Annotated in this window: 22 protein-coding genes and 1 tRNA gene; 9 read left to right on the forward strand and 14 right to left on the reverse strand. The window is 41.7% G+C overall.

Annotated features, from left to right (window positions below; all coding sequences use genetic code 11):
• The first annotated feature begins 91 nt into the window (after nt 1-91).
• On the forward strand, nt 92-700 hold the full coding sequence (locus EYO12_03620; GenBank protein ID HIA92175.1) for a hypothetical protein: 609 nt from the start codon (nt 92-94) through the stop codon (nt 698-700).
• 10 nt (nt 701-710) lie between these two features.
• On the opposite strand, the gene EYO12_03625 is transcribed toward EYO12_03620, so the two are convergent.
• Genes EYO12_03625 through EYO12_03640 form a run of 4 tightly spaced genes read right to left on the reverse strand, consistent with a single transcriptional unit; the run spans nt 711 to nt 4,340 of the window.
• Nucleotides 711-1,292 carry a hypothetical protein gene (locus tag EYO12_03625; GenBank protein HIA92176.1) on the reverse strand — a complete coding sequence of 194 codons (582 nt, stop codon included), beginning with the start codon at nt 1,290-1,292 and terminating at the stop codon, nt 711-713.
• Between the two features lie 35 nt (nt 1,293-1,327).
• A complete protein-coding gene (locus EYO12_03630) occupies nt 1,328-2,149 on the reverse strand; it encodes a hypothetical protein (GenBank protein ID HIA92177.1) in 822 nt (273 codons plus the stop codon).
• A 48-nt stretch (nt 2,150-2,197) separates the two neighbouring features.
• Nucleotides 2,198-3,811 (reverse strand): hypothetical protein, encoded by a 1,614-nt coding sequence (locus tag EYO12_03635; protein HIA92178.1) that lies wholly within the window; start codon nt 3,809-3,811, stop codon nt 2,198-2,200.
• Between the two features lie 16 nt (nt 3,812-3,827).
• Entirely contained in the window at nt 3,828-4,340 is a 513-nt protein-coding gene (locus EYO12_03640; protein ID HIA92179.1) for a hypothetical protein, read from the reverse strand.
• Between the two features lie 87 nt (nt 4,341-4,427).
• On the opposite strand from EYO12_03640, the gene EYO12_03645 reads away from it, so the two are divergent.
• Together EYO12_03645 and EYO12_03650 are read left to right on the forward strand one after the other, a co-directional pair.
• Nucleotides 4,428-4,949: a hypothetical protein gene (locus EYO12_03645; protein ID HIA92180.1), complete on the forward strand. Its 522-nt coding sequence runs from the start codon at nt 4,428-4,430 to the stop codon at nt 4,947-4,949.
• A 172-nt stretch (nt 4,950-5,121) separates the two neighbouring features.
• Nucleotides 5,122-5,367 carry a hypothetical protein gene (locus tag EYO12_03650; protein ID HIA92181.1) on the forward strand — a complete coding sequence of 82 codons (246 nt, stop codon included), beginning with the start codon at nt 5,122-5,124 and terminating at the stop codon, nt 5,365-5,367.
• Between the two features lie 11 nt (nt 5,368-5,378).
• Here EYO12_03650 and EYO12_03655 read toward each other — a convergent pair whose 3' ends face one another.
• The 8 genes from EYO12_03655 to EYO12_03690 form a co-directional block, all read right to left on the reverse strand.
• Nucleotides 5,379-6,149, reverse strand: a complete 771-nt coding sequence (locus tag EYO12_03655; protein HIA92182.1) for a hypothetical protein — start codon at nt 6,147-6,149, stop codon at nt 5,379-5,381.
• An 89-nt stretch (nt 6,150-6,238) separates the two neighbouring features.
• Nucleotides 6,239-6,643: a hypothetical protein gene (locus EYO12_03660; protein ID HIA92183.1), complete on the reverse strand. Its 405-nt coding sequence runs from the start codon at nt 6,641-6,643 to the stop codon at nt 6,239-6,241.
• Nucleotides 6,643-6,891 (reverse strand): GlsB/YeaQ/YmgE family stress response membrane protein, encoded by a 249-nt coding sequence (locus EYO12_03665; protein HIA92184.1) that lies wholly within the window; start codon nt 6,889-6,891, stop codon nt 6,643-6,645. Before EYO12_03665 ends, EYO12_03660 begins: the two co-directional genes overlap by 1 nt.
• A 547-nt stretch (nt 6,892-7,438) precedes the next feature.
• Nucleotides 7,439-7,513 (reverse strand) — tRNA-Asn (locus tag EYO12_03670).
• 151 nt (nt 7,514-7,664) lie between these two features.
• Nucleotides 7,665-8,537 (reverse strand): UTP--glucose-1-phosphate uridylyltransferase, encoded by an 873-nt coding sequence (locus EYO12_03675; protein ID HIA92185.1) that lies wholly within the window; start codon nt 8,535-8,537, stop codon nt 7,665-7,667.
• Entirely contained in the window at nt 8,521-8,976 is a 456-nt protein-coding gene (locus EYO12_03680) for a hypothetical protein (GenBank protein ID HIA92186.1), read from the reverse strand. The genes EYO12_03675 and EYO12_03680 overlap by 17 nt, the downstream gene beginning before the upstream one ends.
• A 291-nt stretch (nt 8,977-9,267) precedes the next feature.
• On the reverse strand, nt 9,268-10,338 hold the full coding sequence (locus tag EYO12_03685) for a hypothetical protein (GenBank protein ID HIA92187.1): 1,071 nt from the start codon (nt 10,336-10,338) through the stop codon (nt 9,268-9,270).
• A complete protein-coding gene (locus EYO12_03690; GenBank protein ID HIA92188.1) occupies nt 10,284-11,552 on the reverse strand; it encodes a hypothetical protein in 1,269 nt (422 codons plus the stop codon). Before EYO12_03690 ends, EYO12_03685 begins: the two co-directional genes overlap by 55 nt.
• Before the next feature lie 80 nt (nt 11,553-11,632).
• Here EYO12_03690 and EYO12_03695 point away from each other — a divergent pair, with 80 nt between their 5' ends.
• From EYO12_03695 to EYO12_03705, 3 genes are all read left to right on the forward strand, one after another.
• A complete protein-coding gene (locus EYO12_03695) occupies nt 11,633-13,072 on the forward strand; it encodes a sugar transferase (GenBank protein ID HIA92189.1) in 1,440 nt (479 codons plus the stop codon).
• A gap of 37 nt (nt 13,073-13,109) precedes the next feature.
• A complete protein-coding gene (locus tag EYO12_03700) occupies nt 13,110-13,475 on the forward strand; it encodes a four helix bundle protein (GenBank protein HIA92190.1) in 366 nt (121 codons plus the stop codon).
• A gap of 124 nt (nt 13,476-13,599) precedes the next feature.
• On the forward strand, nt 13,600-14,688 hold the full coding sequence (locus EYO12_03705) for a glycosyltransferase family 4 protein (protein HIA92191.1): 1,089 nt from the start codon (nt 13,600-13,602) through the stop codon (nt 14,686-14,688).
• 50 nt (nt 14,689-14,738) lie between these two features.
• Here EYO12_03705 and EYO12_03710 read toward each other — a convergent pair whose 3' ends face one another.
• Nucleotides 14,739-14,933: a DUF2061 domain-containing protein gene (locus EYO12_03710; GenBank protein HIA92192.1), complete on the reverse strand. Its 195-nt coding sequence runs from the start codon at nt 14,931-14,933 to the stop codon at nt 14,739-14,741.
• A gap of 107 nt (nt 14,934-15,040) precedes the next feature.
• On the opposite strand from EYO12_03710, the gene EYO12_03715 reads away from it, so the two are divergent.
• Nucleotides 15,041-15,586: a hypothetical protein gene (locus EYO12_03715; protein ID HIA92193.1), complete on the forward strand. Its 546-nt coding sequence runs from the start codon at nt 15,041-15,043 to the stop codon at nt 15,584-15,586.
• A complete protein-coding gene (locus tag EYO12_03720; protein ID HIA92194.1) occupies nt 15,586-17,754 on the forward strand; it encodes a hypothetical protein in 2,169 nt (722 codons plus the stop codon). The genes EYO12_03715 and EYO12_03720 overlap by 1 nt, the downstream gene beginning before the upstream one ends.
• Nucleotides 17,755-18,098: 344 nt before the next feature.
• Here EYO12_03720 and EYO12_03725 read toward each other — a convergent pair whose 3' ends face one another.
• On the reverse strand, nt 18,099-19,160 hold the full coding sequence (locus EYO12_03725) for a polysaccharide pyruvyl transferase family protein (protein ID HIA92195.1): 1,062 nt from the start codon (nt 19,158-19,160) through the stop codon (nt 18,099-18,101).
• On the opposite strand from EYO12_03725, the gene EYO12_03730 reads away from it, so the two are divergent.
• Complete coding sequence (locus EYO12_03730) at nt 19,048-20,523, forward strand: glycosyltransferase family 1 protein (GenBank protein ID HIA92196.1); 1,476 nt, start codon at nt 19,048-19,050, stop codon at nt 20,521-20,523. The genes EYO12_03725 and EYO12_03730 overlap by 113 nt on opposite strands.
• Nucleotides 20,524-20,537: the final 14 nt, after the last annotated feature.

Below are 20,537 nucleotides of genomic sequence, written 5' to 3' on the forward strand. Positions count from 1 at the left end.
TAATACCCCTACATATAGTGTGTCAACGATTTTATTTACCACAATTTGTGTACGCGATGTATTTATCCAACAATACGATATAATTAGTTTCGTGAAGCAAAATACAGCCCTCACTACCACACTCATAACGGTTTTTAGTTTATGGTTTATTTTTGGAATTATTAGGTTCATTACTTTGCCGGCTAACGACATTCACTACCATGCAGATTTCGCTGTTTTTGTTGATGGTGAGCAACTTATGTTTGAAAATCCTCTCTACTACGAAGAAGTTGGCAGCGGATGCACATTAAGCGAAGACTCTAAGCCAGCGGAACGAGCTCATCTTCATGATCAAGTACCCTCAATTATTCATGTCCACGACCGTAACGTTACGTGGGGCCATTTCTTCAATAACATCGACTACTCAATCGGTGAGTTTCATCTTGAAACATGGGAAAACGCCTATACAGAAACAGGTGACCAACAAGTCCGCTATATTCTTAATGGCAACGAAGTTCAAGACATAAAAAACCGAGTGATTGAAAGCCAAGATCGCCTATTAGTCGACCTCAGCAGCGCCAGCGACCAAGAATTACTGGAACGTTTCGAAACAGTATCAACAGAAGCAGAAACCTATAATTCTCAACCGGACCCTAGCGCCTGCAGTGGCTCAAATCGCTCTACCAGCGACACACTAAAAGAAGCATTCTTTTTCTTATAAAAATTCGGTCTTAAGTTTTTAAAACCTCTTCCGGTGGGACTATCGGCGAGTATATGCGCGCACCTTGTTTCATTGCGGCATTAACTAACGAGCCCGCTGCGGAATTAAAATCATCATCTGAACTTTCGGAGTGCATAAACTCAGTAAATCTTTCAATTGCTTCGGCGAAGGCCTGGGTTTTTTCGGTGTTTACAACATTTTCGTAATTTGAGGTGCTACGGTACTTGTTTGGCACTTCGATATCAAGAAAATTCAGTCCTTTTGTAAATGCATAATAACCCCTAAAAGTCGTGCCCTTAATGCCTAGCTCAACCCTTAATTGCATTTGTGTTACAGGTTCGCCGGTATCAATCGACATCGTGCCTCTTAATTTTTCTTCAAACTTTATCCAAGCCTTTTTTGTAATAGCCCAATCAGGATTCTGTCCGTCGTAGAACAAAAATCCTTTTACCGCGTCTTCCTCAGCTCCATGAGCTTGGAGATGAAATGGCAAAGAACCCGCTAGCTCTGTAATACAATCATTAATACGAGCTGCATTTTCATATGAAGGTAATTGATCGCCAGGATCTGATACGTTAGGTGGGAATTCCATTACTATATTATACAATATAGTTGTGTATTTCTCAACTACAATCTGAGTTGTTGCCGACTATGCTCACTGTCGTGTTTTTGCCTTGTAAGCAAGCGCAGTATTTGGCTGCGTGTAGCTGCCGGACCTCTGCCAAAGTTAACTACTTTGATGTCACTTATTGGTTCTGTATTCTCGCCCTCTAAGGTCTGGGCTGGGTACAAGGCTTGAATGGCGTCAAAGCCGATACCGATCGACTTCACTACCTGTGGTTGGTCGAGATCTACGATACCTATCGGGCAAAATGCAGTTGTTCGCCGAGGGTGAAGTAAAAAATATAGCTTACAAACCGACCGCAAAATCTTGGTCTGACTAAAGTTCAGCTCAATGTCTTTTTGTGGTGAAAATAAATACAGCACTGGTTGACTAACAGACGACCGCTGCAGCTCTTTAAAAAATTCCTCAAAAAACTCAATACCACTCGGGTCAAACAAAACATGTTTGTCGCTCGCCACTCCAACTAATCCAGCAAAGCGTTTACGCAGTAAGTCGACTTTGTTTTTAAATAGCATTGGCTCGCTATCGTTTACAAACAGCGCCGTAGACTGAGCAATTTCCGTGGACGAGACAAGTCTAATTTGTTCATAGTCGTCCTTGGCAAAATCCAGCGTGTCGGTAATAAATGCCCTAAAATCCTCCTGCGACTGATCACCTAACAAATAACGCGCACCGCCAATATCTACAACAACAGCCTTGCCAGCCTCAATATCTTTAAGCGCTTTTTTCCGAGCAGACTTCGCCGACATCAAACCATAGCGTGGATGAAATAAATGCAGAAGTCTGACCCGCAGTTTATAGATGTTATTTTTCACTACTCGCATTGCTTTAGTATAAATACTACAGCTGATTTATCGAGCTTAAGCGTTTAATTACTGCTGTTGAAAAAGCTGAACATCATCGGGTTGACCAAGCACATAAGCCCACGCCGGACCTACTTCGTTGTCATAGTTATGCCCAAAGCCTGAAGGCATATTTATGGAACGAGTTAACTCAAACCCGACTTGCCCAAACGTAATAAATGGTCGCCACCGCATATGCTCGTAGACTCCTTGAGCGTTTTCGTCCTCTAGCCAGTCTGGTTTGTCATACAGCAACCTCGGGGTCACCCACACTACTGGGTCAGTTGGGTTGTATAAAAAGGCAAACTTCTCTTCTCCCCACTGGTCATAGTCCGATCCAAAATGGTCAACATCACTGGCAAATCGAACCACTTCACCGTTTTGATACACAGGCTCCAAAATATCGCCGGCTGCTTGTGGCAACAGATGTTTCCATAAGCCGCTCGCCGAAGGCGATCCAACCCACAACGCACCATCAATGCTGCTGCTAAATTCGCTTGGTTCAAAACTTGGCAAGCTCCCTTGTGAACCAAGTGAGCCTAAACTTTCTCCGTATAAAAACAGTTGTGGTGGCTGCGCCATTGATTGGCGTTTTTGTTGAATTGCTTCAAGAGTTAGGGCGGTTGTGTGTTTGGCAATGTCCGCATCATCTACATACTGGACAAAAGACGACACCAAGCCGTACTGAACGGCTACCGACGCAACGTCACCATCTAAAATCACCTCTGCTGCCGCAACCGCACTGGGGTTAACATAGCCACTGCCTGACGGTGTATACAGTACAATCGTAGACCGCTCAAATGCCCCAGTCCGTTCCATTTCTTGCATGAGTAGCTCTACCTGACCGTCAATCGTGTCGGCGTTCAGCTTGCCAACATACAGACGAATCGGCTCTATCGCCGGCTGACCGGTACGCTCCGATATTGCCTCGGCCGTTAATACCTCGCCCACAAAGTCTCTGCCTGGACTACTTAGCAGCAGCCAGTCAACAGCAGAGTTTTCTGAACCGCTTACTAAGTCCGACTCACTCAGCGTAACATTTAAATCAAGCGCAATAGTATTACTGCGCAAAATACTGCGTGTTGCAATAAAGACACAGGCCATAAATACTGCAAAACCAAATAGAATACTGCCAACCGCCAGAACCTTGCTAAGCCATCGCAAGCGACGAGCGTACACTCTTACAAGCATTCGATACAATCGTTTAATACAGCTAACTATCATGCTAATAACAACTATTGAAACAATGCTAAGAATCAATACAACTGCCACGTTAGGGGTAGTTGTTTCTAGTCCCATTGCGTGACGCTGCTGTGTCTGCCAATTCATCCGTTGAACGGTTACAGTCACGGCATAGATCAACAACAAGGCCACATAGGCTATGTATGTTCTGCGGGTAAAAGCAGGCGCCGTATACTTTGCATGCCGCCGCCAAGCTGCCCCCAGCCGCTCACCTATCACATAAAAAATCATTATAGTCAGGGCGCTCAGTAGCACTTGGTTAAGCGTATTACGGGGGATTAAAGACGGAGCCAACGATTCACCGTAAAAGTAGACAGCAAATACCGTTCCCAGTACTGAATAATGCGGTTTAGGATTTTTAACGAATAAATTTTGTTTAAAGGTGTGCCAGAACTTTCTCATCTAGCACTATTCTACTCTATTGAACGACGAGTGTGCCCACCATTCCTTGCTCGCGGTGATTGCCGATACTGCAGTAGTACTCATATTCACCCTCGGCATCGGCTGGTACTGTAAACGTTACGCTAGTTGTCTCGCCAGTATTAATAGTTTCACTCTGTACACCAAACTCATCGATCACAAAGTCATGAGTTCCACCGGAGTTGATCAGGTTTACTGTAACCGTGTCACCTGGGCTGGCCGTAATTAAATCAGTCGAAAATTCAAAATTACTCATGTCCACGTCAACGGTTTCGCCGGGACCGGTTAAATCACCGGGGGTGTCAGACTGCTGGGCTTCTGGCGAACCGCTCAGGGCTGTGCCAGAGGCAGAATCACTGGAATTTACTGGTAGCTCATCTTGGCTTGCCGTCTCTGTGGTTGTTTCATTTGACTCATTGTTATTTGCATCACCATCGTTCAATAACAAAAAGCCAATCAACCCAAACCCGATAATAAGCACACTTACACCTGCAATAATATTTTTATTCATTAACGCCTCCTCTTTTATTTCCAAAGCTTAGTATAGCAACTGTAAGTTTTTTGTCTTAGCTGATGTAAGTAGTCTACAATTACATTCATGGATCATCACTCTCACCACACTCCACCGGCATCTACAACTACTGAATACATCAAATTTGGCGCCATTGTAGCGGTAATTTTAATTGCGTCCTACGCACTGTATAGCCAATCTGCCACTCAAACCTTTCAAGAGTACTTACGGTGGTTTATGGGAGTATTTATGCTGACCTTTGCTGGCTTTAAGTTAGCTGGCTACAAAATGTTTGTGATGATGTTTCCTGGTTATGATCTTATCGCTCAAAAATCTAAAACCTACACTTATGCATATCCGTTTATACAACTTGGGTTAGCAATTTTATTCTTAGCAGGCGCTATTGGCATAATTCGAGAGGCGCTAACACTACTTATTGGCACTGTCGCCGCTGCAGGTGTATATAAACAGGTGTTTGTTAAAAAACAAACCATTCAATGTGCGTGTTTGGGGAACATCATTAAATTACCACTTTCGACTGTAAGCTTTTTTGAAGACTTTGTAATGGCGGTAATGGCAGCGATCATGTTGGCGCTACGGCTGATTTAACTACGTCAGGTGTTTGTTGGTAAGATTAATATCTATATAAAAATATTCACTTCTTTTATTTGGCATGCCCTTTAGTATATACCGACTACGTCGAGTTCTAGGTGGCAGTTAACACTTATTTAATGCCCTCGTCCGTACAATTCATAACTACACTAATCAGGGGAAAATGTTTATGTCACTAACAGACAAAATTAAAAGCGCTATTCCAGGCACAATTGACGATAAAATTATTGATCAAGTCGTAGAATCTACTCAATCAGTCCGTGATGGTGCTACAAACACTGGCTTAAAAGGAGCTAACATGGTTGACGAGGCTATGAACAAACTAACAGATGCAATACCCGGCACGCTCGACGACAAGGCCTATAATAAAGTTAAAGATTTACTTGGTGGCGACAAAACTGGCGACGAAAACTAGTTAGGAGATACTTAACTCGGTATTAAAGTATTCGCAAAAATTTGAATTGCTAGAGCGGCTTTTGCGGTAAAGCTCAAAATAATATAGGCTTTTTCGCCGCGCAGATAATTCTTCCACTTGCCGCGGGCCTGATACTGCTTAAATTGCACGTAGGCGAACGAGTTAAATAGCAAGAATATTGAAATAATTATGCCGTACACAAATGCCGGCGGAGACGCATCTGTCGGGTTGCCAGGTGCAATTACAGCAATCAATATGACAAGCCACGGAATAATTCCAGCTATACTCCCAAACACAAACGGCAACCAGTTGCCGTTACCTGGTTTTTCATACTTCTCTTGCAGCCAGCCAAATAAAATCATTGCTACATTCACCCCGGCGATGGCTATCAGTGCCGCGTAGCTACTAATACCTGTAATAAGTGCTATTAAAATAATCATGAGTGTTGAGCTGAATGAATATTCTACCCACCGAAAAACATTAATATTATTTTTTAGTCCTGCAATGTAACTACTAAAAAACTTATTCGATGCTACTAAAAAGTGGAACAATGCCGACAAGCCCAAAAACAAGGCAACAGCTGGTCCAATTTGCAGATTAAACAGGGTGACAGGATCAGTAAAGCTTGACCCCGGCGGCCCAGCTAAGTAGGTGGCAGTAACAGGTAGCGAAAATGAGTTTGAGGCGACTAAAACAAGAACAGCTAAGGTGCTATGAAGCAACCCAGCAAATATGTTCAATCTGCGTAAATTCTGCTTATCTGCTTTTCTAAGCCCCGCCATAACAGTATATTACCATCAAATATGAAAGAAATAGCAACTACTAGGCAGCCTTCAGTTGGGCTACCTGATTACAGTTAGTTTCACTTTGTTTAGTACTCTTTTTCGTTTAAAACCACTAGTTTAGCTATGCCCCAAGCAATGAGACCATAAACCGCTATTGCTACTAAAATACTTGGCTCAAACACTGCCTGGTTACTACCAGCTTCGGATTGGGTGACTCCAAATATGCTATCAAACGGCGCGCTCAAGACGCCACTAGTGGAATATATAAACTCAACGAAGGCATTGCCGCTATTTGCTCCAAAAAGCTTCAACACCATTCGCAGACCAAGAAGTACCGCAATAAGCCCGTAGATATACCAAATAACATTAACGACCCTTGCCTTAGACCCAATTTCAGTTTCTACTGAACGAATTCTCTCTTCTACAACCGAGCCACTGCTATCAACACCCGTTCTCGCTTCTTTGATTTCTTTTGTGCGGTAGTCTGCCATTATTTTCGTACCGCTTTTAGTATCCCAATAAATATCACCGACCCAGTTACAGCTACAAACAAGCTATATAAATCAAAACCGTCAGCGTCATCCCCGCCAATAGCACTCACTAAAAAACCACCAATCATAGCACCGACAATACCAACCACAATATTAGCAAGAGCTCCTTGTTGCGCGTCGGTGTTCATTATCTTAGATGCTATCCAACCAGCCAAAGCCCCAAACAATATCCAAGCCAAGAATCTCATTACGGCCTCCGTTATTTAATATTTATATTGTCGGACCTAGCAGCGCAGCAAACCGTATAGAGGTATATAGTTTTCTCACATATTTGTGGATAACAAATTTTTAAGTTAATAATTAGAAATTCAACAAAAAACCAGTTTCTTAAAACTAAAGCTAGTAGTCTGATTTGACATAGCTCTTAGAAAAGTTAAGGTTGTTGGCATCGTGCTGGCAAAACTATGCTTTGTAATCAAAATTTGATGCTTGCTGAACCCTTCATTTATTAAAAAATGATCTCGGGCCAAACTCGGTCACATTCTGCCTCACATTCTGCCTCACATTCTGCAAGCCCAGAAAAACTAGATCGAAATCAAAGTTTTCGTCTGTTTATTCTCTTGCAAACTGTCAATGGCGGTTCTCACCCCGTAATTTCGTTCAATCCAACAAGTTCGATGTAGAAAGTTTCCTTGCAACATACTCCCAGCATGCTTCACCGCCAACACCGGTTCAAGTTTGCACTCCAAGAGTGCTAAAACTAAAATAACGCCCAAAATGGACGTTATTTTAGTTTGGCTCCCGGGGCCGGACTTGAACCGGCAACCTTGAAGTTAACAGCTTCCTGCTCCACCATTGAGCTACCCGGGATTTATGCTTGCGCTAATGAGGCAAACCTACGGTTTTTCTCATCGGGCTTTAAAAAACGCAATTTTTATCTGCATGAATGCAGACCAGCCCTGCTCTTTTCCCTAAGGAAAGACTAACGGCTAGTATAACGACTAGTCACCCCTTGAAGCAACTATAAACGTGTCTGCAAATACTTTCGCAAGTCATGGCCAAAATCTGGGTTGTCGAGACCGAGGTCGATTATGGCTTTAAGATAACTAAGTTTGTTACCAGAATCGTGATAAATTCCGTCAATAACCTTGCCGTACACCTTGGACTTTTGAGCGAGTTCGTTAATTGCGTCGGCTAGAACTATCTCGCCACCATGGCCAACTTTTTCTTGTTCTAAAATTGGTAATAAGTCTGGAGTAAGTAAATAGCCAGCAACAGAACCAAAATGCGACGGAGCTTTGTCTGGACCGGGTTTTTCTACCAAACTTTTAATCTGATAAAAGTCGTCAGATAACTCTTGCCCTAGTTCTGCTACACCGTATTTTGAAGTGTCTTCCATGGCGATTTCGATCAACGAAATTACCGACCCGCCAGTTGCGCCGTAAGCGTCAAGCAGCTGCTGCGCTCGGCTAACATTAGTCGTCTTAAAAAAGTCATCTGGAAACAATACAAAAAAAGGTTCATCGCCAATTAAATGAGCAGCGTTCAATACTGGCCGCGCGTTTCCTTTTGGCTCACCCTTTTGCCGAACATAAATAAAGTTAGCCAAATCACCAATTCGTTTAATTTCATCTGCAAATTCTTGCTTACCTTTTTCAATCAGCGCCTGTTCTAGCTCAACCGACCTATCAAAATGGTCTTCAATTGCTCGTTTTTGTGCACCGGTAACAATAATGATATCCGTTACGCCAACTGCCACTAACTCTTCAACCACAATTTGAATAACTGGTTTATCAATAATTGGCAGCATCTCTTTTGGCATGGCTTTTGTTTGCGGCAAAAACCGCGTGCCTAAGCCAGCTGCCGGGATAACTGCTTTAGTTACTTTCTGCATTATTTACTCCGTTTTGAATGGCTCGTAATCTGCCCGCATACACAGTAAATGGACCCTGCAGGCCTAAAATCTTCAATGCTCCGACAAGTACATACAATTCGTCCAATTTGGTTTGCTCTTGCACCTCGCCAGATTCATAAATACTAAATTGACGCTCGACTTCACCAACCAGCCATTTTTCTTCAGCTTCTGTGGCGGGTCGGCGAGTTTTTAAATGGTCAAAACTGCGCCCAACCACCTCAATAGTGCGGGCTTCATTTTCTTTTTTTCGAATTAACCCAGCAATGTAGAGGTTATCGATGTGTTTAGCTACAGTGGCAACAGAATTGTAATTAAGTCCGTCTTTTATTTCGCGGTAACTGGGGCTATAGCCATGTTCGTCCAAAAAATTAATTATAAAATCTAAGACCTGTTTCTGCTTTTTTGTAATCTTGGTCATGCTTAATAGTATACGGCAAAAGCACGGTAGAAATTAAGCCGCAAACTCTCAGCTTCAAGACAATCACAAAGCCTATGTCTTTTTCATCCAACAAGTCACCATCACAAAAAAATTATTTTAAATCTATTTTTTAACTATTTTAAAATAATTTTGCAGCAATGGTGTAGCGACATTAATATTCAATGCTTTATTATAGCGCCACTCCCCAGTTGCCCGTAGTTATCTTACCAGCCCTAAAACTACCAAATTCTATCTTCTATCTTCTATCTTCTATCTTCTATCTTCTATCTTCTAAGCAGATTGTATTTTTTTGGCAGCTTGCTTTACTTTTTGGGAATGACTTTTATGGCACACCAAGAGTCCGTCTGGAGTATCAATAACTGCAATGTCATCAAGACCAATTATCGCTACTGGTTTGTCGTGACTCACAATCATGCAATTTCGGGAGTCAATTATTTCGGCGTTTCCGCGGACGGCGTTTTCGAATTCATCACTTTTTGGCATGGCTTCATGCAAGTCCTTATAAGAACCAATATCCATCCAGTCAAAAGTGCCCGGCACCACTACGTTTTTACTTTTTTCAATCAAAGCTGGTTCGATTGGCTGATTTTCAAGGCTTAAATAGTAGTCTTTTTGTTCATCGCCCTCCAGCTTAGCAAGATCGGTCAGTGCCTTGGCTAAATCACTAGAGTGTTTTTCGAGTTCTCGTTTGAAAATTCTTATTGGAGCCGCAAACAAACCAAGATTCCACAAATATTTGCCACTTTCAAAGTATTCTTCTGCAGTTTTTACATCTGGTTTTTCTTTAAACATATCAACTTCAAAAGCTCCGTCTAAGCGCTTACCAACTTTAATGTAGCCAAAGCCGGTTGCTGCGTAGTCTGGAACAATTCCAATCAAAGCGATCGCGTCATATTCGATCGAACATTTAGCAGCAAACTGAACCGCTTCTGCAAAACCCTCTTTATTTTGAATGTGATGATCGGCATGAATAAAGCCAATAGGTGTGTTTTGGTCATGATTTTTAGAAATTTCAGCTAGCGCTAATGTAATACACGACGCCGTTCCGCGTCGACCGGCTTCGATAATTATCCGCGACGGATCAAGATCTGGTAATTGTTGCTGTACGAGCAGCGAATGGGTTCCATCAGTGACTACATACACTTCGTCCGAACATAATTTTGCGCGCGCATACGAGTCCTGCAAAAGCGACTCTTCGCCCGATAGTGACATAAGGTGTTTTGGCTTTTTAGATGTGGAGAGTGGCCAAAGCCGAGTGCCCTGCCCTCCAGCGACAATTACTGTAATCATGAGCTTGATGGTAACAAGTTTGCTTGGCTCTTGGCAATTGCAAGTGCGCATAATCCCCACCAGGCGTACGAAACGAGGTCGTCCACCCACACGTGGCTAAGCAACGCAACAAAGCTCAAACCAACACCAGCAGCAAATAGCTGATAGTTATTCGCTGCCACTGAACGCAGAGCAACAACTACCACAGCTACAAACAGCAGAAAGCCGGCAACGCCAAGTTCTTTAGTTATTTGAATGTAGTAGTTGTCAGAAACCGATGGCTCGTCATAAAAACTAGCTGGTCCTGCCGATCCTAAACCGTACCCAAGTGGTTGATATTTAATTTCTTGTACTGATTCGTTTAATTTTTGTAGCCGAATTTGGTTGGAATCGATTTCTTGACTATCGTTCTCGTCATGAAAAATAATCCGCTGCACAGTCTGCGACTGCCCACTTGCCATTAATAGTCCCACGCTCAACACTGCACCTACCGCCAAAGCAATAAACAACTGCTTTTTACTCAGTAGCTTAAGCGCCAGTAGCCCACACGCTAGCGCCAGTCCAAGTGCAGCGCTGCGTGAATATGTAAAATACATACTAATAAGCCCCGCAATTAGTATCCACATCTTCTTTTTAGTAAAAGAATCTTTGGCGAAATAGTTCGCTATCGTCAGGGTAAGAAAAATAACTAAAAAGGCGCCAAGTTCATTCGGGCCTCTTGTAGTGGCACTATAGCGTGGCAAGCTCGGGTCATTATCCACGGTTTGATAGCTCAAGCCAGAGCTATATTCATAGCCTAAAAAGCTAAAAAAGTCGGGCGGCAACACTACCACCTGCACTAAAGTGAAAATAATCAGCCCCACGCCAATGTTTTGGAAAACATTTCTGAATTTTTTTCGCAGGTCTGGGTCGATATATAAAACTACTAATTGCAGTAGCCAAAACCACACCAAAAAGCGGGTATTAAACAGTAAACCAGCTGAGCGTGCGGCCATTGTACTGTCACTTAAAAATAAAAAATAAAAGATGTTTAAACCAACAAAACCAATAGACAATAAGTTGACTGGAAGTTTTAGTAGTTCCTGTAGTCGTCTTGAGTGATTCTTATAAGCAGCTACAAGGACACCTACAAACAACGCGTAAACAAAAACGTCTTTAGTGGCCCGAATTATCTCTTTGCCGCCAATCTGAGTGTCAATAAACTGCGAAACTGGAGCAATTACTGCAGTGGCCACCAATACAGCAAGTATCGTTTGGGTGCTAAATCGAGCAAATATATTCTTCATTTACTTTTAGTTTACCGCAGTAAAGCTTCAAAAAATTGGCAATTATGTCATATTCTTCGCCGTCTTGATAGAATTACAGCATGACAAACTCTAAAACCCGCTACGCACTTTTACTTATACTGTCGGATTTTTTAACTATCATTGCTGCTTTTGTGGTGGCTTATATTGCCCGGGTGAGTTTGGATTCTCGTCCATTAGTAGAACAAATTACCTCTGTTGAGTACTTGCGTATCTTTTTATTACTTCTGCCATTTTGGGTGTTAATTTTTGCCAGCCTCGGCTTGTATAACTCAAAAATTTACAGTAATCGCTTCAGCGAAGCTTGGCGTTTGCTGCTGGGTTCATTCTTGGGAATTTTATTTATTATTGGTTACGATTTTGTATCTGACACGCCAATCTTCCCAGCTCGGCTAGTTGCCGTATATGGATTCGTGCTCGGTGCTGGGTTGCTTGTACTCGAGCGCCAAATTGTCTGGCAAATAAAAAAATGGGGTTACCGGCACGGCCGTGGACTGGACCGAGTGATGTTAATCGGTAATGCTCCAGCCACCAAAGACCTCGCCAAATTGCTTGGCCATGCAGAAACATCTGGAGTTGATATAAAAGCCATCGTTGGTCAAAAAACTAATGTACCGCAGGGTTATAGTGGCCGGCACTTCTCTTCACTCACCGACGCGCTGGAAGCCATTGAAACACTTAATATTACTACTGTTATCCAAACTCAGTTGTATGAGTCTGAGCATAAAAATCACGCCATACAACAAGCAGCGCTAAATAACCACGTCGAGTACAAACTTATGTTAGCCGAAGCTGACTTTTATAGTGGCGCTGTTGATGTTGAGCTTTTTCATTACTTTCCGGTCATTGCCGTACATCCAACGCCGCTGTTGGGCTGGGGGCGGATCGTAAAGCGCGGGTTTGATACCGCTCTGGCTATTGTGCTTATTGTGCTTACGGCGCCGATAATGCTTGCAACTGCTCTAGCCTTGGCAGTGTTCGACAATGGCCCGATCATTTTCAAGCAAAAACGGGTTACCCGCGGAGGGCGTGAATACAACGTCTATAAGTTTCGTAGTTTTTTGGCTAAATATAACGGCCGCGACAACAAAGAAACGTTCGAGGAACTTGGGCGCATGGATCTGTACGAAGAATTCGTCAAAAACCGCGGCCAGCTACCTAACGACCCGCGAGTCGGCAGCATTGGCCGCTTTATTCGCGGATGGAGCATCGATGAGCTTCCTCAGCTATTCAACGTTATAAAGGGCGACATTAGTTTGGTGGGTCCACGTACAATCAGCCGAGCAGACGCAGAGCAGTCTTTCCGTGACAAAACACCACTAATTTTAAGTGTTAAAACCGGCATTACTGGCTTAGCACAAGTCTCTGGCCGCACCTTTATTCCAGTGGAAGAACGGGTAAAGCTTGATTTGTTCTACGTACAAAACTGGAGCTTATGGCTGGATATTAAGATTTTATTTAAAACAATATGGGTCGTTCTCAAGCGGGAAGATGCTGTCTGACATCAATGGATGGAAGAAAGAATAAGGAAGAAAGAATATAGATTTGGCAGATATAAAGAACTTTGAAGACCTGAATATATGGCAAAACGCCCAAGATTTAGCAGTTTCAGTTTATAAAGTTACACAAACGTTTCCATCATCAGAAATCTACGGAATAACTAATCAGATTCGTCGTAGTTCCGCTTCAATTTCTGCCAACATAGCCGAGGGTTTTGGCCGAAAAACAAACAAAGATAAGTTGCATTTTTATGTCGTTGCCTATGGATCGCTCCTGGAGACCAAGAATTTTGTGTACTTAGCGAAAAAACTCAACTTCATAAACGAAGAGTCAGTTACAGATCTTCTTGATACTATATTAGTGTTGCAGAAACAAATGAATGTATTTATGAGACCACTAAAATGACCTTATCTAGCTTTTTTTATGACGCATCGTTTCCCCTCTATCTGCTATCGTTTAGATTCCAGCTATCCGACACTCCATCTTCCATCTGCCATCTTTCATCTATCCTCTTTCATGAGGTTGACTCATGAAAGTAGCGATCGTCCAAGACTGGATAAGTTCTTCTGCGAGTGGTGCCGAGCGAGTGGTGTTGGAGTTGCATAAAATATTTCCCGACGCACCAATCTACACCTCTACCTACGACCACAAACCAGGCAGTAAATTTGAAACTGCCGATGTCCGCACCACATTCCTGCAAAGCATTCCTGGGGCAAAGTCTAAACATCAATTGTTTCCGTTGTTGCGCCGCCGAGCTTTTGGAGGTCTAGATTTAACCGACTACGATGTAGTTATTTCTTCCTCAGGTGCAGAGGCTAAAGCTGTAAAAACTCGACCAGACGCACTCCACATTTGCTATTGTCACGCTCCAACTCACTATTACTGGTCTCGCTACGAGGAATATTTAAAGCGTCGGGCTATTGGCTTTATTGATCCCTTTGCAAAAGCCTACTTACGTACAACAATTAAAGGCAGTCGCCGTTGGGATTACCTTGCCGCCCAAAACCCCGACATTATGTTGGCGAATTCTACGCACATTGCCAGAGAAATAAAAAAGTACTACGACCGTCCGTCCGAAGTAGTGTTTCCGCCCATAGACATCGAACGATTTAATTTAAGCACTGCCAAGCGCAGTGGCTTTGTAGTTGTGGGGCGACAGGTTCATTACAAACGCTTTGATCTGGCTATTACGGCTGCTAACAAAACTAACAAAAGCTTGTTAGTTGTTGGGCGTGGACCGATGCACCAACAACTCCGTGCAATCGCTGGGCCAACAGTAAAATTTATTACGGACGCGTCTGACGACGAGGTTGTCGACCGTATGAGCGGCGCCGAAGCCTTGCTGTTTCCAGGGCTTGATGACTTTGGCATCGTCCCTGTAGAGGCCATGGCTACCGGCACACCAGTTATTGCCTACAAAGGTGGTGGTGCGCTGGACTACATCAACGCCATAACTGGAAAGTTCTTTGACAAGCAAACACCAGACTCCTTAGCAGCTGTTATGCGTAATTTTGACACAAAAAACTACAAACCTGCCGACATTCGTAAACAGTCTCGTAAATTCTCATCTGAACTGTTCCAGTCTCGCATTCTCGACATCGTCAAAAAACACCAATAAATTTACCTTCTTCCTTCTTCCATCTATCTATCTTCTGCCTATCCATCTATCTATCTACTCTTTATCTTCTCCCACGCTAATTCGTGAAAGTAATATAAAATCATTTTGGCAAAAAACTCTATTCCACCAACCGTTAAGCCGGTACTAAGTTCGCCAGTTACAATCCAAGCAATAGTAAAAGTCGTTAAGCTGGCTACTATTCGCCAGCTTATTGTTTTTTCTACGATTATTTTTTGACTGATCATTCTATCCTTTTTGTGTAATTAAATCTGGAAATTGTATTGAAATTATGCTTAAATTAAAGCACGAAATCAAAAATAAAAAATATTATCTTAAGCGGACTAATCTACTAATGAAAACTAAACTAATTTTGACCAGTGCAATTTTGGCTGTTTTACTCACCACCACATACCTCTACTATTCTGCGCGAACTGATAATAAAAACGAATCTGAGGTTACTCAAACTGATCAAACCATCGATTACTCTCCGGCAACCGACGAAGACCAAGAGCAAGCAGACCGACTTAAGCAAGAGTTGATCGAAAATTCAGATTCAGAATCGAATACAGATGAAAAAACTAACCAAACTACTAACGAACCGTCAGAAGCAAAGGACGATATTAACGTAGTACTTACGTTCATAGAAGACCGAGGAAACAAAATCGTTGCCTCGGCATTTGCCCAGACAACAAAAAATGGCCAGTGTATTTTAGAAATAAGCAACGCATCACAAACCAGCCAATACACCGCCGACCCAATATTCAACGTTAATAAATATGACTGTCGTTTTGATTTTGAACAGCCGCAAATAAGTAACGGAATCTATAGCGCAGAGATTACTTACAAAACAAACACTTCAGAAAGCAGATCTAATTCACTCGAGTTCGAGGTTCAGTAATGTTTAAACCGATACTCTACACACTAGTCATAACATTAACTTCGCTTGTATTTTACGGGCAAGTAAATGCTGTAGACCCCAGTGACTTTGAGGCAGGGCGCATAATTGACGACGCAGTTTTTACCGACAAAACCGCCATGAACGTAAATGAAATCCAAGCTTTCTTAGACGCAAAAATGCCAAATTGTGATGTTAACGGAACTGGAACATCACCTTGGTATGCACCCGATTATGATGGCGACGGAAAACAAGAACGCTGGGAATATGGTCAGTATAAAGGCAACCCTACACCGTTCACCTGCCTAAAAGATTATGTCGAAAATCCAACGACACAAGTAAATAATTACGGTGGCGGTTCAGTTTCTGGCGGCAAAACAGCTGCAGAGATTATTTGGCAAGCTGCACAAGACCATGACATAAATCCACAGGTGCTACTAGTAACCTTGCAAAAAGAAAGTTCCTTGGTCACAGATGCATGGCCGTTTGAGCGCCAGTTCGACCGTGCCATGGGGTACGCGTGTCCGGACTCTGGCCCTAATAACTCCGCTAACTGCGACGAGAGCCACTATGGCTTTGCGAATCAAATAAATAAAGCTGCTTGGCAATTTAGACGCTACCTAACCTACCCGGACAATTACAATTTTGCAGTTGGTAATCGCTACATCCAGTACAACCCTAGCGCGTCCTGTGGCGGCTCGACTGTAAACATTCAAACAGCAGTCACAGCGGCTCTATATAATTACACTCCTTACCAGCCAAACCAAGCAGCCTTAAACAACTACCCTGGGACCGCTTCGTGTGGAGCCTATGGGAACAGAAATTTTTGGTTTACTTTCAATGAGTGGTTTGGCGGAACTAGACTTGATGACTATTCACTGACTGAAGTAAACATTACTCCGACCGTAGATATAGTTGAGGGAGGAGAAAGGGCTTTTGCAGTCAGGCTTAAAAATACAGGTGCATTCACTTTACACGAAGCTGGAACTAATGGCAGCGACGAGGTAAGGATTGTCACTAGCCCACTTGGGAGGAATAGTACTGTCTCAGGTAGCTATGAGTCAAAAACAAAGGCAACTTCAGTATTGCATTCAGTTTATGAGAGTGACGGGGTTACACTCTCTGAAGATCAAAACACTATTGAAACAAACGAAATAGGGCGATTTGTAGTTAGAATATCAATACCCGAGGACTTTGAACCTGGTGCTTTCACAGAAATCTTAGCCGCTAGACTCGATAACCGCATGAATATATCGGATCCATTTGAATTTAATATTAACATTCTAGAAAAAAAATATTCCGCGTCCTTCGGTGGTAGTAGTTTAAATCTGTCCGGCAAACCCGGCGAAACAGTCGCTGCTGCAGTACGATATAAAAACACTGGAAATACTACATGGTATGACTTCACATCACGTCCAGACAGCTCAACTCGTCCGTTTGTTTTAGCAACTGCTAAACCAACAAATAGGATAAGCCCCTTCAATGACAGCTTTGATGGCAGAGCAAGACCCTCATTAACTATTGACCAGGTATTTGAAGCAGACGGAATTACGCTGTCGCCAACTCAAAACGTAGTGAAGCCTGGTCAAATTGCAAGATTTAGATTCATCTTGAATATTCCCGAAAACATAAAACCTGGCATTTACGATGAGTGGGTTAAGCCATTATTTGAAGGAGCTAAATTTGAATTTAGTACCCCCAGCAACAGAATACGTATAAATGTACAAGAAAGCACCTACGCATATATCGAAGTTGCGCACACTCCTAGCGTAGAGTTAACGTCCGGCGAAACAGTCGCTGCTGCAGTACGATATAAAAACACTGGAAATACTACATGGTATGACTTCACATCACGTCCAGACAGCTCAACTCGTCCGTTTGTTTTAGCAACTGCTAAACCAACAAATAGGATAAGCCCCTTCAATGACAGCTTTGATGGCAGAGCAAGACCCTCATTAACTATTGACCAGGTATTTGAAGCAGACGGAATTACGCTGTCGCCAACTCAAAACGTAGTGAAGCCTGGTCAAATTGCAAGATTTAGATTTTTAATCACAGCACCTTCTGATATTAATCAAGGCACTTATTTTGAGTATTTTAGGCCACTTTTCGAGGGCGCAAATTTTGCTTACCCATACACCGATTTTAATCTCCGAATCAACATAGAGTAAAAATAACTAGTTCTTATTAATACTTATTTATGTGGAGTCGTGCTGTCATTAACTCCTTTAGCGGCTTTAAGATAAAAGCGGAAGCTTAAATACATAACTGTTCGCTCGAATTTTGATGTCACTACCGTCAAAGAGTTCGCTATTCATAATTAACTTCTGGAATCCAACATCATCGGTAAAATAGTCTTGGGTTAAGTAAAACCAAAATTGCCACATGAACATTATTACTACATTTAGCAGGAAGAAGCCCTTCACAGAAGAGAGTTACATAATCTTAATGGAGATACTTTGACTGCATCTGTTAACGCTACTGATCGGTTTTCTTCTGACCTCATTTTCATGAATCATTTATTTGCACCTCTTAGTGCAGCCTTCAACAGATCTACGTTTTTCTCCGCAAGAATCTGCAGCTCTTTTACTTTGGATGTTTCAGCAGCCTCTAGTCTGACAGCAGGATCAGAAAAAAGACTCAATTTTCTTTTTAAATCGTCTAACTGATTTAAGTCTACGTATTGTTTTTTAAGAACTTTATCGTCTGCCATGCAAAGTCTATATTGTTTACCACCTTTTGAACCTATGGGTAAAATAGGTTTCTTTGCAAGAATTGCTAAGATAATTGAATGAAAACGCACACCTATTACATAATCAACTTGTTTATACGCCCACCACAGTTTTGAAATATCTTTCGGGCTCTTATAGTTAATGACTGTAATTTTATGTTTTGATTTGAGTCTGTCGATATATCCTTTGTCGTCTCCCGAATGCTGCAAGAACCAGAAATCGTATTTATCGTTGTTTCTATTAATGAAATCATCAATAATTTTTTCGAAATTGCTTATAAACTTTTTAAAACTTTCGCCTTTTACTTTTTTTAAGTCAACTAATGAAAGTCCGATGATAGGTTTTCTCTTGCGATAAAGGTATTTTCTTGGGCTACTCCATTTTGGAAGCCAGTTATCTGCTAAAAAAGCAATATCTTGCGTTGTAACGGCGTTATTGATGCCTATTTCATTCAATAGCGCTTTATCTGATTCACTTCTAACACTAAGTACATCCAGCTTGGACAGATATTTCTTATATTGCTCTCTGCCATAGTCAGAAGCTATGCCCTGCACCCCCATTGAAATCGCTGCCTTTATTGTACGAGGTTCAGCAAATTTAAAATAATCCATATAGTTTTTTACATTTGCTTTATCGGTATCATAAATTAAACCTCCGCCCCCTAGAACAACAACAGTCTTATCCTTTAATAAATTTTGAGCTATAGGAGGGCTAGTAATTTCAATTTTTCCGATGGTTGTTGCAGCTTTAGAAATTGCATACTTAGTAGAAAGAGCGCATATGTCATCTCCCGCATTGCCGTATTTGTACGCAGAAACTACGAGAACGTTGATTTTTTTCAAAATTAATTACCTTCCTATTATTCTGAGGGTTGCTACAATGTATTGTATGAAAATATTATTTATATCACCAGACATTGAAGAAAAACCCAGAGGTATAAACTTTATACTTAAGCATTTGCTAGATTCTGCTAGTAGTAATGGAGATGAAGTCGGAATATTAATTGGTCTTCCTGCCACCAATGTGTTTTCTGAATCTAAAATACTGCAAGACAAAATTCTTCATTTACACTTACAGCATTACCTTAAGGAAGGAAGAGGAAGTTTTCGATACTTTATAAAAGGCGGGTATCGAAAAAGAAATTTACTTAAATCTATTATAGCTGGACAAATTTTTAAGCCACTTCATTTTAAAATTAAACAAGAATATTTGTCGAGCGAACAGTCAATTGCCCATAAACTATCCTACGTAGTTCAGTCACCATATGTTTACCAATTCTTAACTCGAAATATCCCGTTAATACCAAAAATTCAAATACGTAGATTGGTTAAAAAATTCAATATAGACTTAGTTGTTGTAGCAAGTCCTTCTATTATCGGTAAAAAGGATGTGAAAGGAGCTAAACTAGTTCATTTTATCCACGACTCCATGCCGTTTGAGCTACTTGAGACACCCCCAGATAACAACACCCCTACACGGTATGCAGAGCAGTTTTATAATGCTGTTACCGAATCAGACTTAATACTAGCGAATTCAGAAGATACTAAAAGTAAGGTGTTAGAAATAAAGAAAAATGCTCAAGTCAACGTCTTATACGGAGCAGCATCCAATTCAAATGATAAAACCAAAGAAACAAGCATTCTGGAAACATTGAATTTAAAACCGCAAGAGTATCATATATTCATATCTACTATAGAGAAGCGAAAAAATATATCTACACTATTGGATAGCTACGCGCTGGGTGGAGATAGGATAACAAAGAAGTTAGTATTAGTAGGTGGTGCTGGATATGGGATAGAGGAAATATATGAAAAATACAACTCTCTAACTTCATATGTTCAAGAGAAAATTATATTCACTGGCTACGTTAGTGAAGGTGATAAGTACACGCTATTATCGAATTCATACTCTTTTATTTTTCCTTCACTGTATGAAGGTTTCGGTCTCCCGATAATTGAAGCCCAGCAAAACGGTGTGCCTGTCATAACAAGCAAAAAGGGCGCTTTAAAAGAAGCAGCAGGGGACGCTGCATTATTTATCGATGAACCGCGGGATGCAAATGAGATTTTAAGCAAAATCTGTACAATCGAATCAGATAGCAATTTAAGAACAAATCTAATTGATAGAGGCACTAGAAATGCAAGAAAATTCACGATAAATAAATTCCAGGAACGACTCGAGCGGGCTTTAAATAATTTAAGACAATAAAAGGAATATGCTTT

The organism is Candidatus Saccharibacteria bacterium, assembly GCA_012965045.1.
Classification (GTDB): domain Bacteria; phylum Patescibacteriota; class Saccharimonadia; order Saccharimonadales; family DTSZ01; genus DTSZ01.

Bases quoted from the DNA above. Each gene is read 5' to 3' on its own strand.
- EYO12_03645 (HIA92180.1), top strand. From the start codon at position 4,428: ATGGATCATCACTCTCACCACACTCCACCGGCATCTACAACTACTGAA.
- EYO12_03730 (HIA92196.1), top strand. From the start codon at position 19,048: ATGGTTGTTGCAGCTTTAGAAATTGCATACTTAGTAGAAAGAGCGCAT.
- EYO12_03655 (HIA92182.1), bottom strand. From the start codon at position 6,149: ATGGCGGGGCTTAGAAAAGCAGATAAGCAGAATTTACGCAGATTGAAC.
- EYO12_03665 (HIA92184.1), bottom strand. From the start codon at position 6,891: ATGAGATTCTTGGCTTGGATATTGTTTGGGGCTTTGGCTGGTTGGATA.
- EYO12_03690 (HIA92188.1), bottom strand. From the start codon at position 11,552: ATGAAGAATATATTTGCTCGATTTAGCACCCAAACGATACTTGCTGTA.
- EYO12_03640 (HIA92179.1), bottom strand. From the start codon at position 4,340: ATGAATAAAAATATTATTGCAGGTGTAAGTGTGCTTATTATCGGGTTT.
- EYO12_03715 (HIA92193.1), top strand. From the start codon at position 15,041: ATGAAAACTAAACTAATTTTGACCAGTGCAATTTTGGCTGTTTTACTC.
- EYO12_03720 (HIA92194.1), top strand. From the start codon at position 15,586: ATGTTTAAACCGATACTCTACACACTAGTCATAACATTAACTTCGCTT.
- EYO12_03705 (HIA92191.1), top strand. From the start codon at position 13,600: ATGAAAGTAGCGATCGTCCAAGACTGGATAAGTTCTTCTGCGAGTGGT.
- EYO12_03680 (HIA92186.1), bottom strand. From the start codon at position 8,976: ATGACCAAGATTACAAAAAAGCAGAAACAGGTCTTAGATTTTATAATT.
- EYO12_03625 (HIA92176.1), bottom strand. From the start codon at position 1,292: ATGGAATTCCCACCTAACGTATCAGATCCTGGCGATCAATTACCTTCA.
- EYO12_03685 (HIA92187.1), bottom strand. From the start codon at position 10,338: ATGCGCACTTGCAATTGCCAAGAGCCAAGCAAACTTGTTACCATCAAG.
- EYO12_03635 (HIA92178.1), bottom strand. From the start codon at position 3,811: ATGAGAAAGTTCTGGCACACCTTTAAACAAAATTTATTCGTTAAAAAT.
- EYO12_03650 (HIA92181.1), top strand. From the start codon at position 5,122: ATGTCACTAACAGACAAAATTAAAAGCGCTATTCCAGGCACAATTGAC.
- EYO12_03630 (HIA92177.1), bottom strand. From the start codon at position 2,149: ATGCGAGTAGTGAAAAATAACATCTATAAACTGCGGGTCAGACTTCTG.
- EYO12_03660 (HIA92183.1), bottom strand. From the start codon at position 6,643: ATGGCAGACTACCGCACAAAAGAAATCAAAGAAGCGAGAACGGGTGTT.
- EYO12_03710 (HIA92192.1), bottom strand. From the start codon at position 14,933: ATGATCAGTCAAAAAATAATCGTAGAAAAAACAATAAGCTGGCGAATA.
- EYO12_03695 (HIA92189.1), top strand. From the start codon at position 11,633: ATGACAAACTCTAAAACCCGCTACGCACTTTTACTTATACTGTCGGAT.
- EYO12_03675 (HIA92185.1), bottom strand. From the start codon at position 8,537: ATGCAGAAAGTAACTAAAGCAGTTATCCCGGCAGCTGGCTTAGGCACG.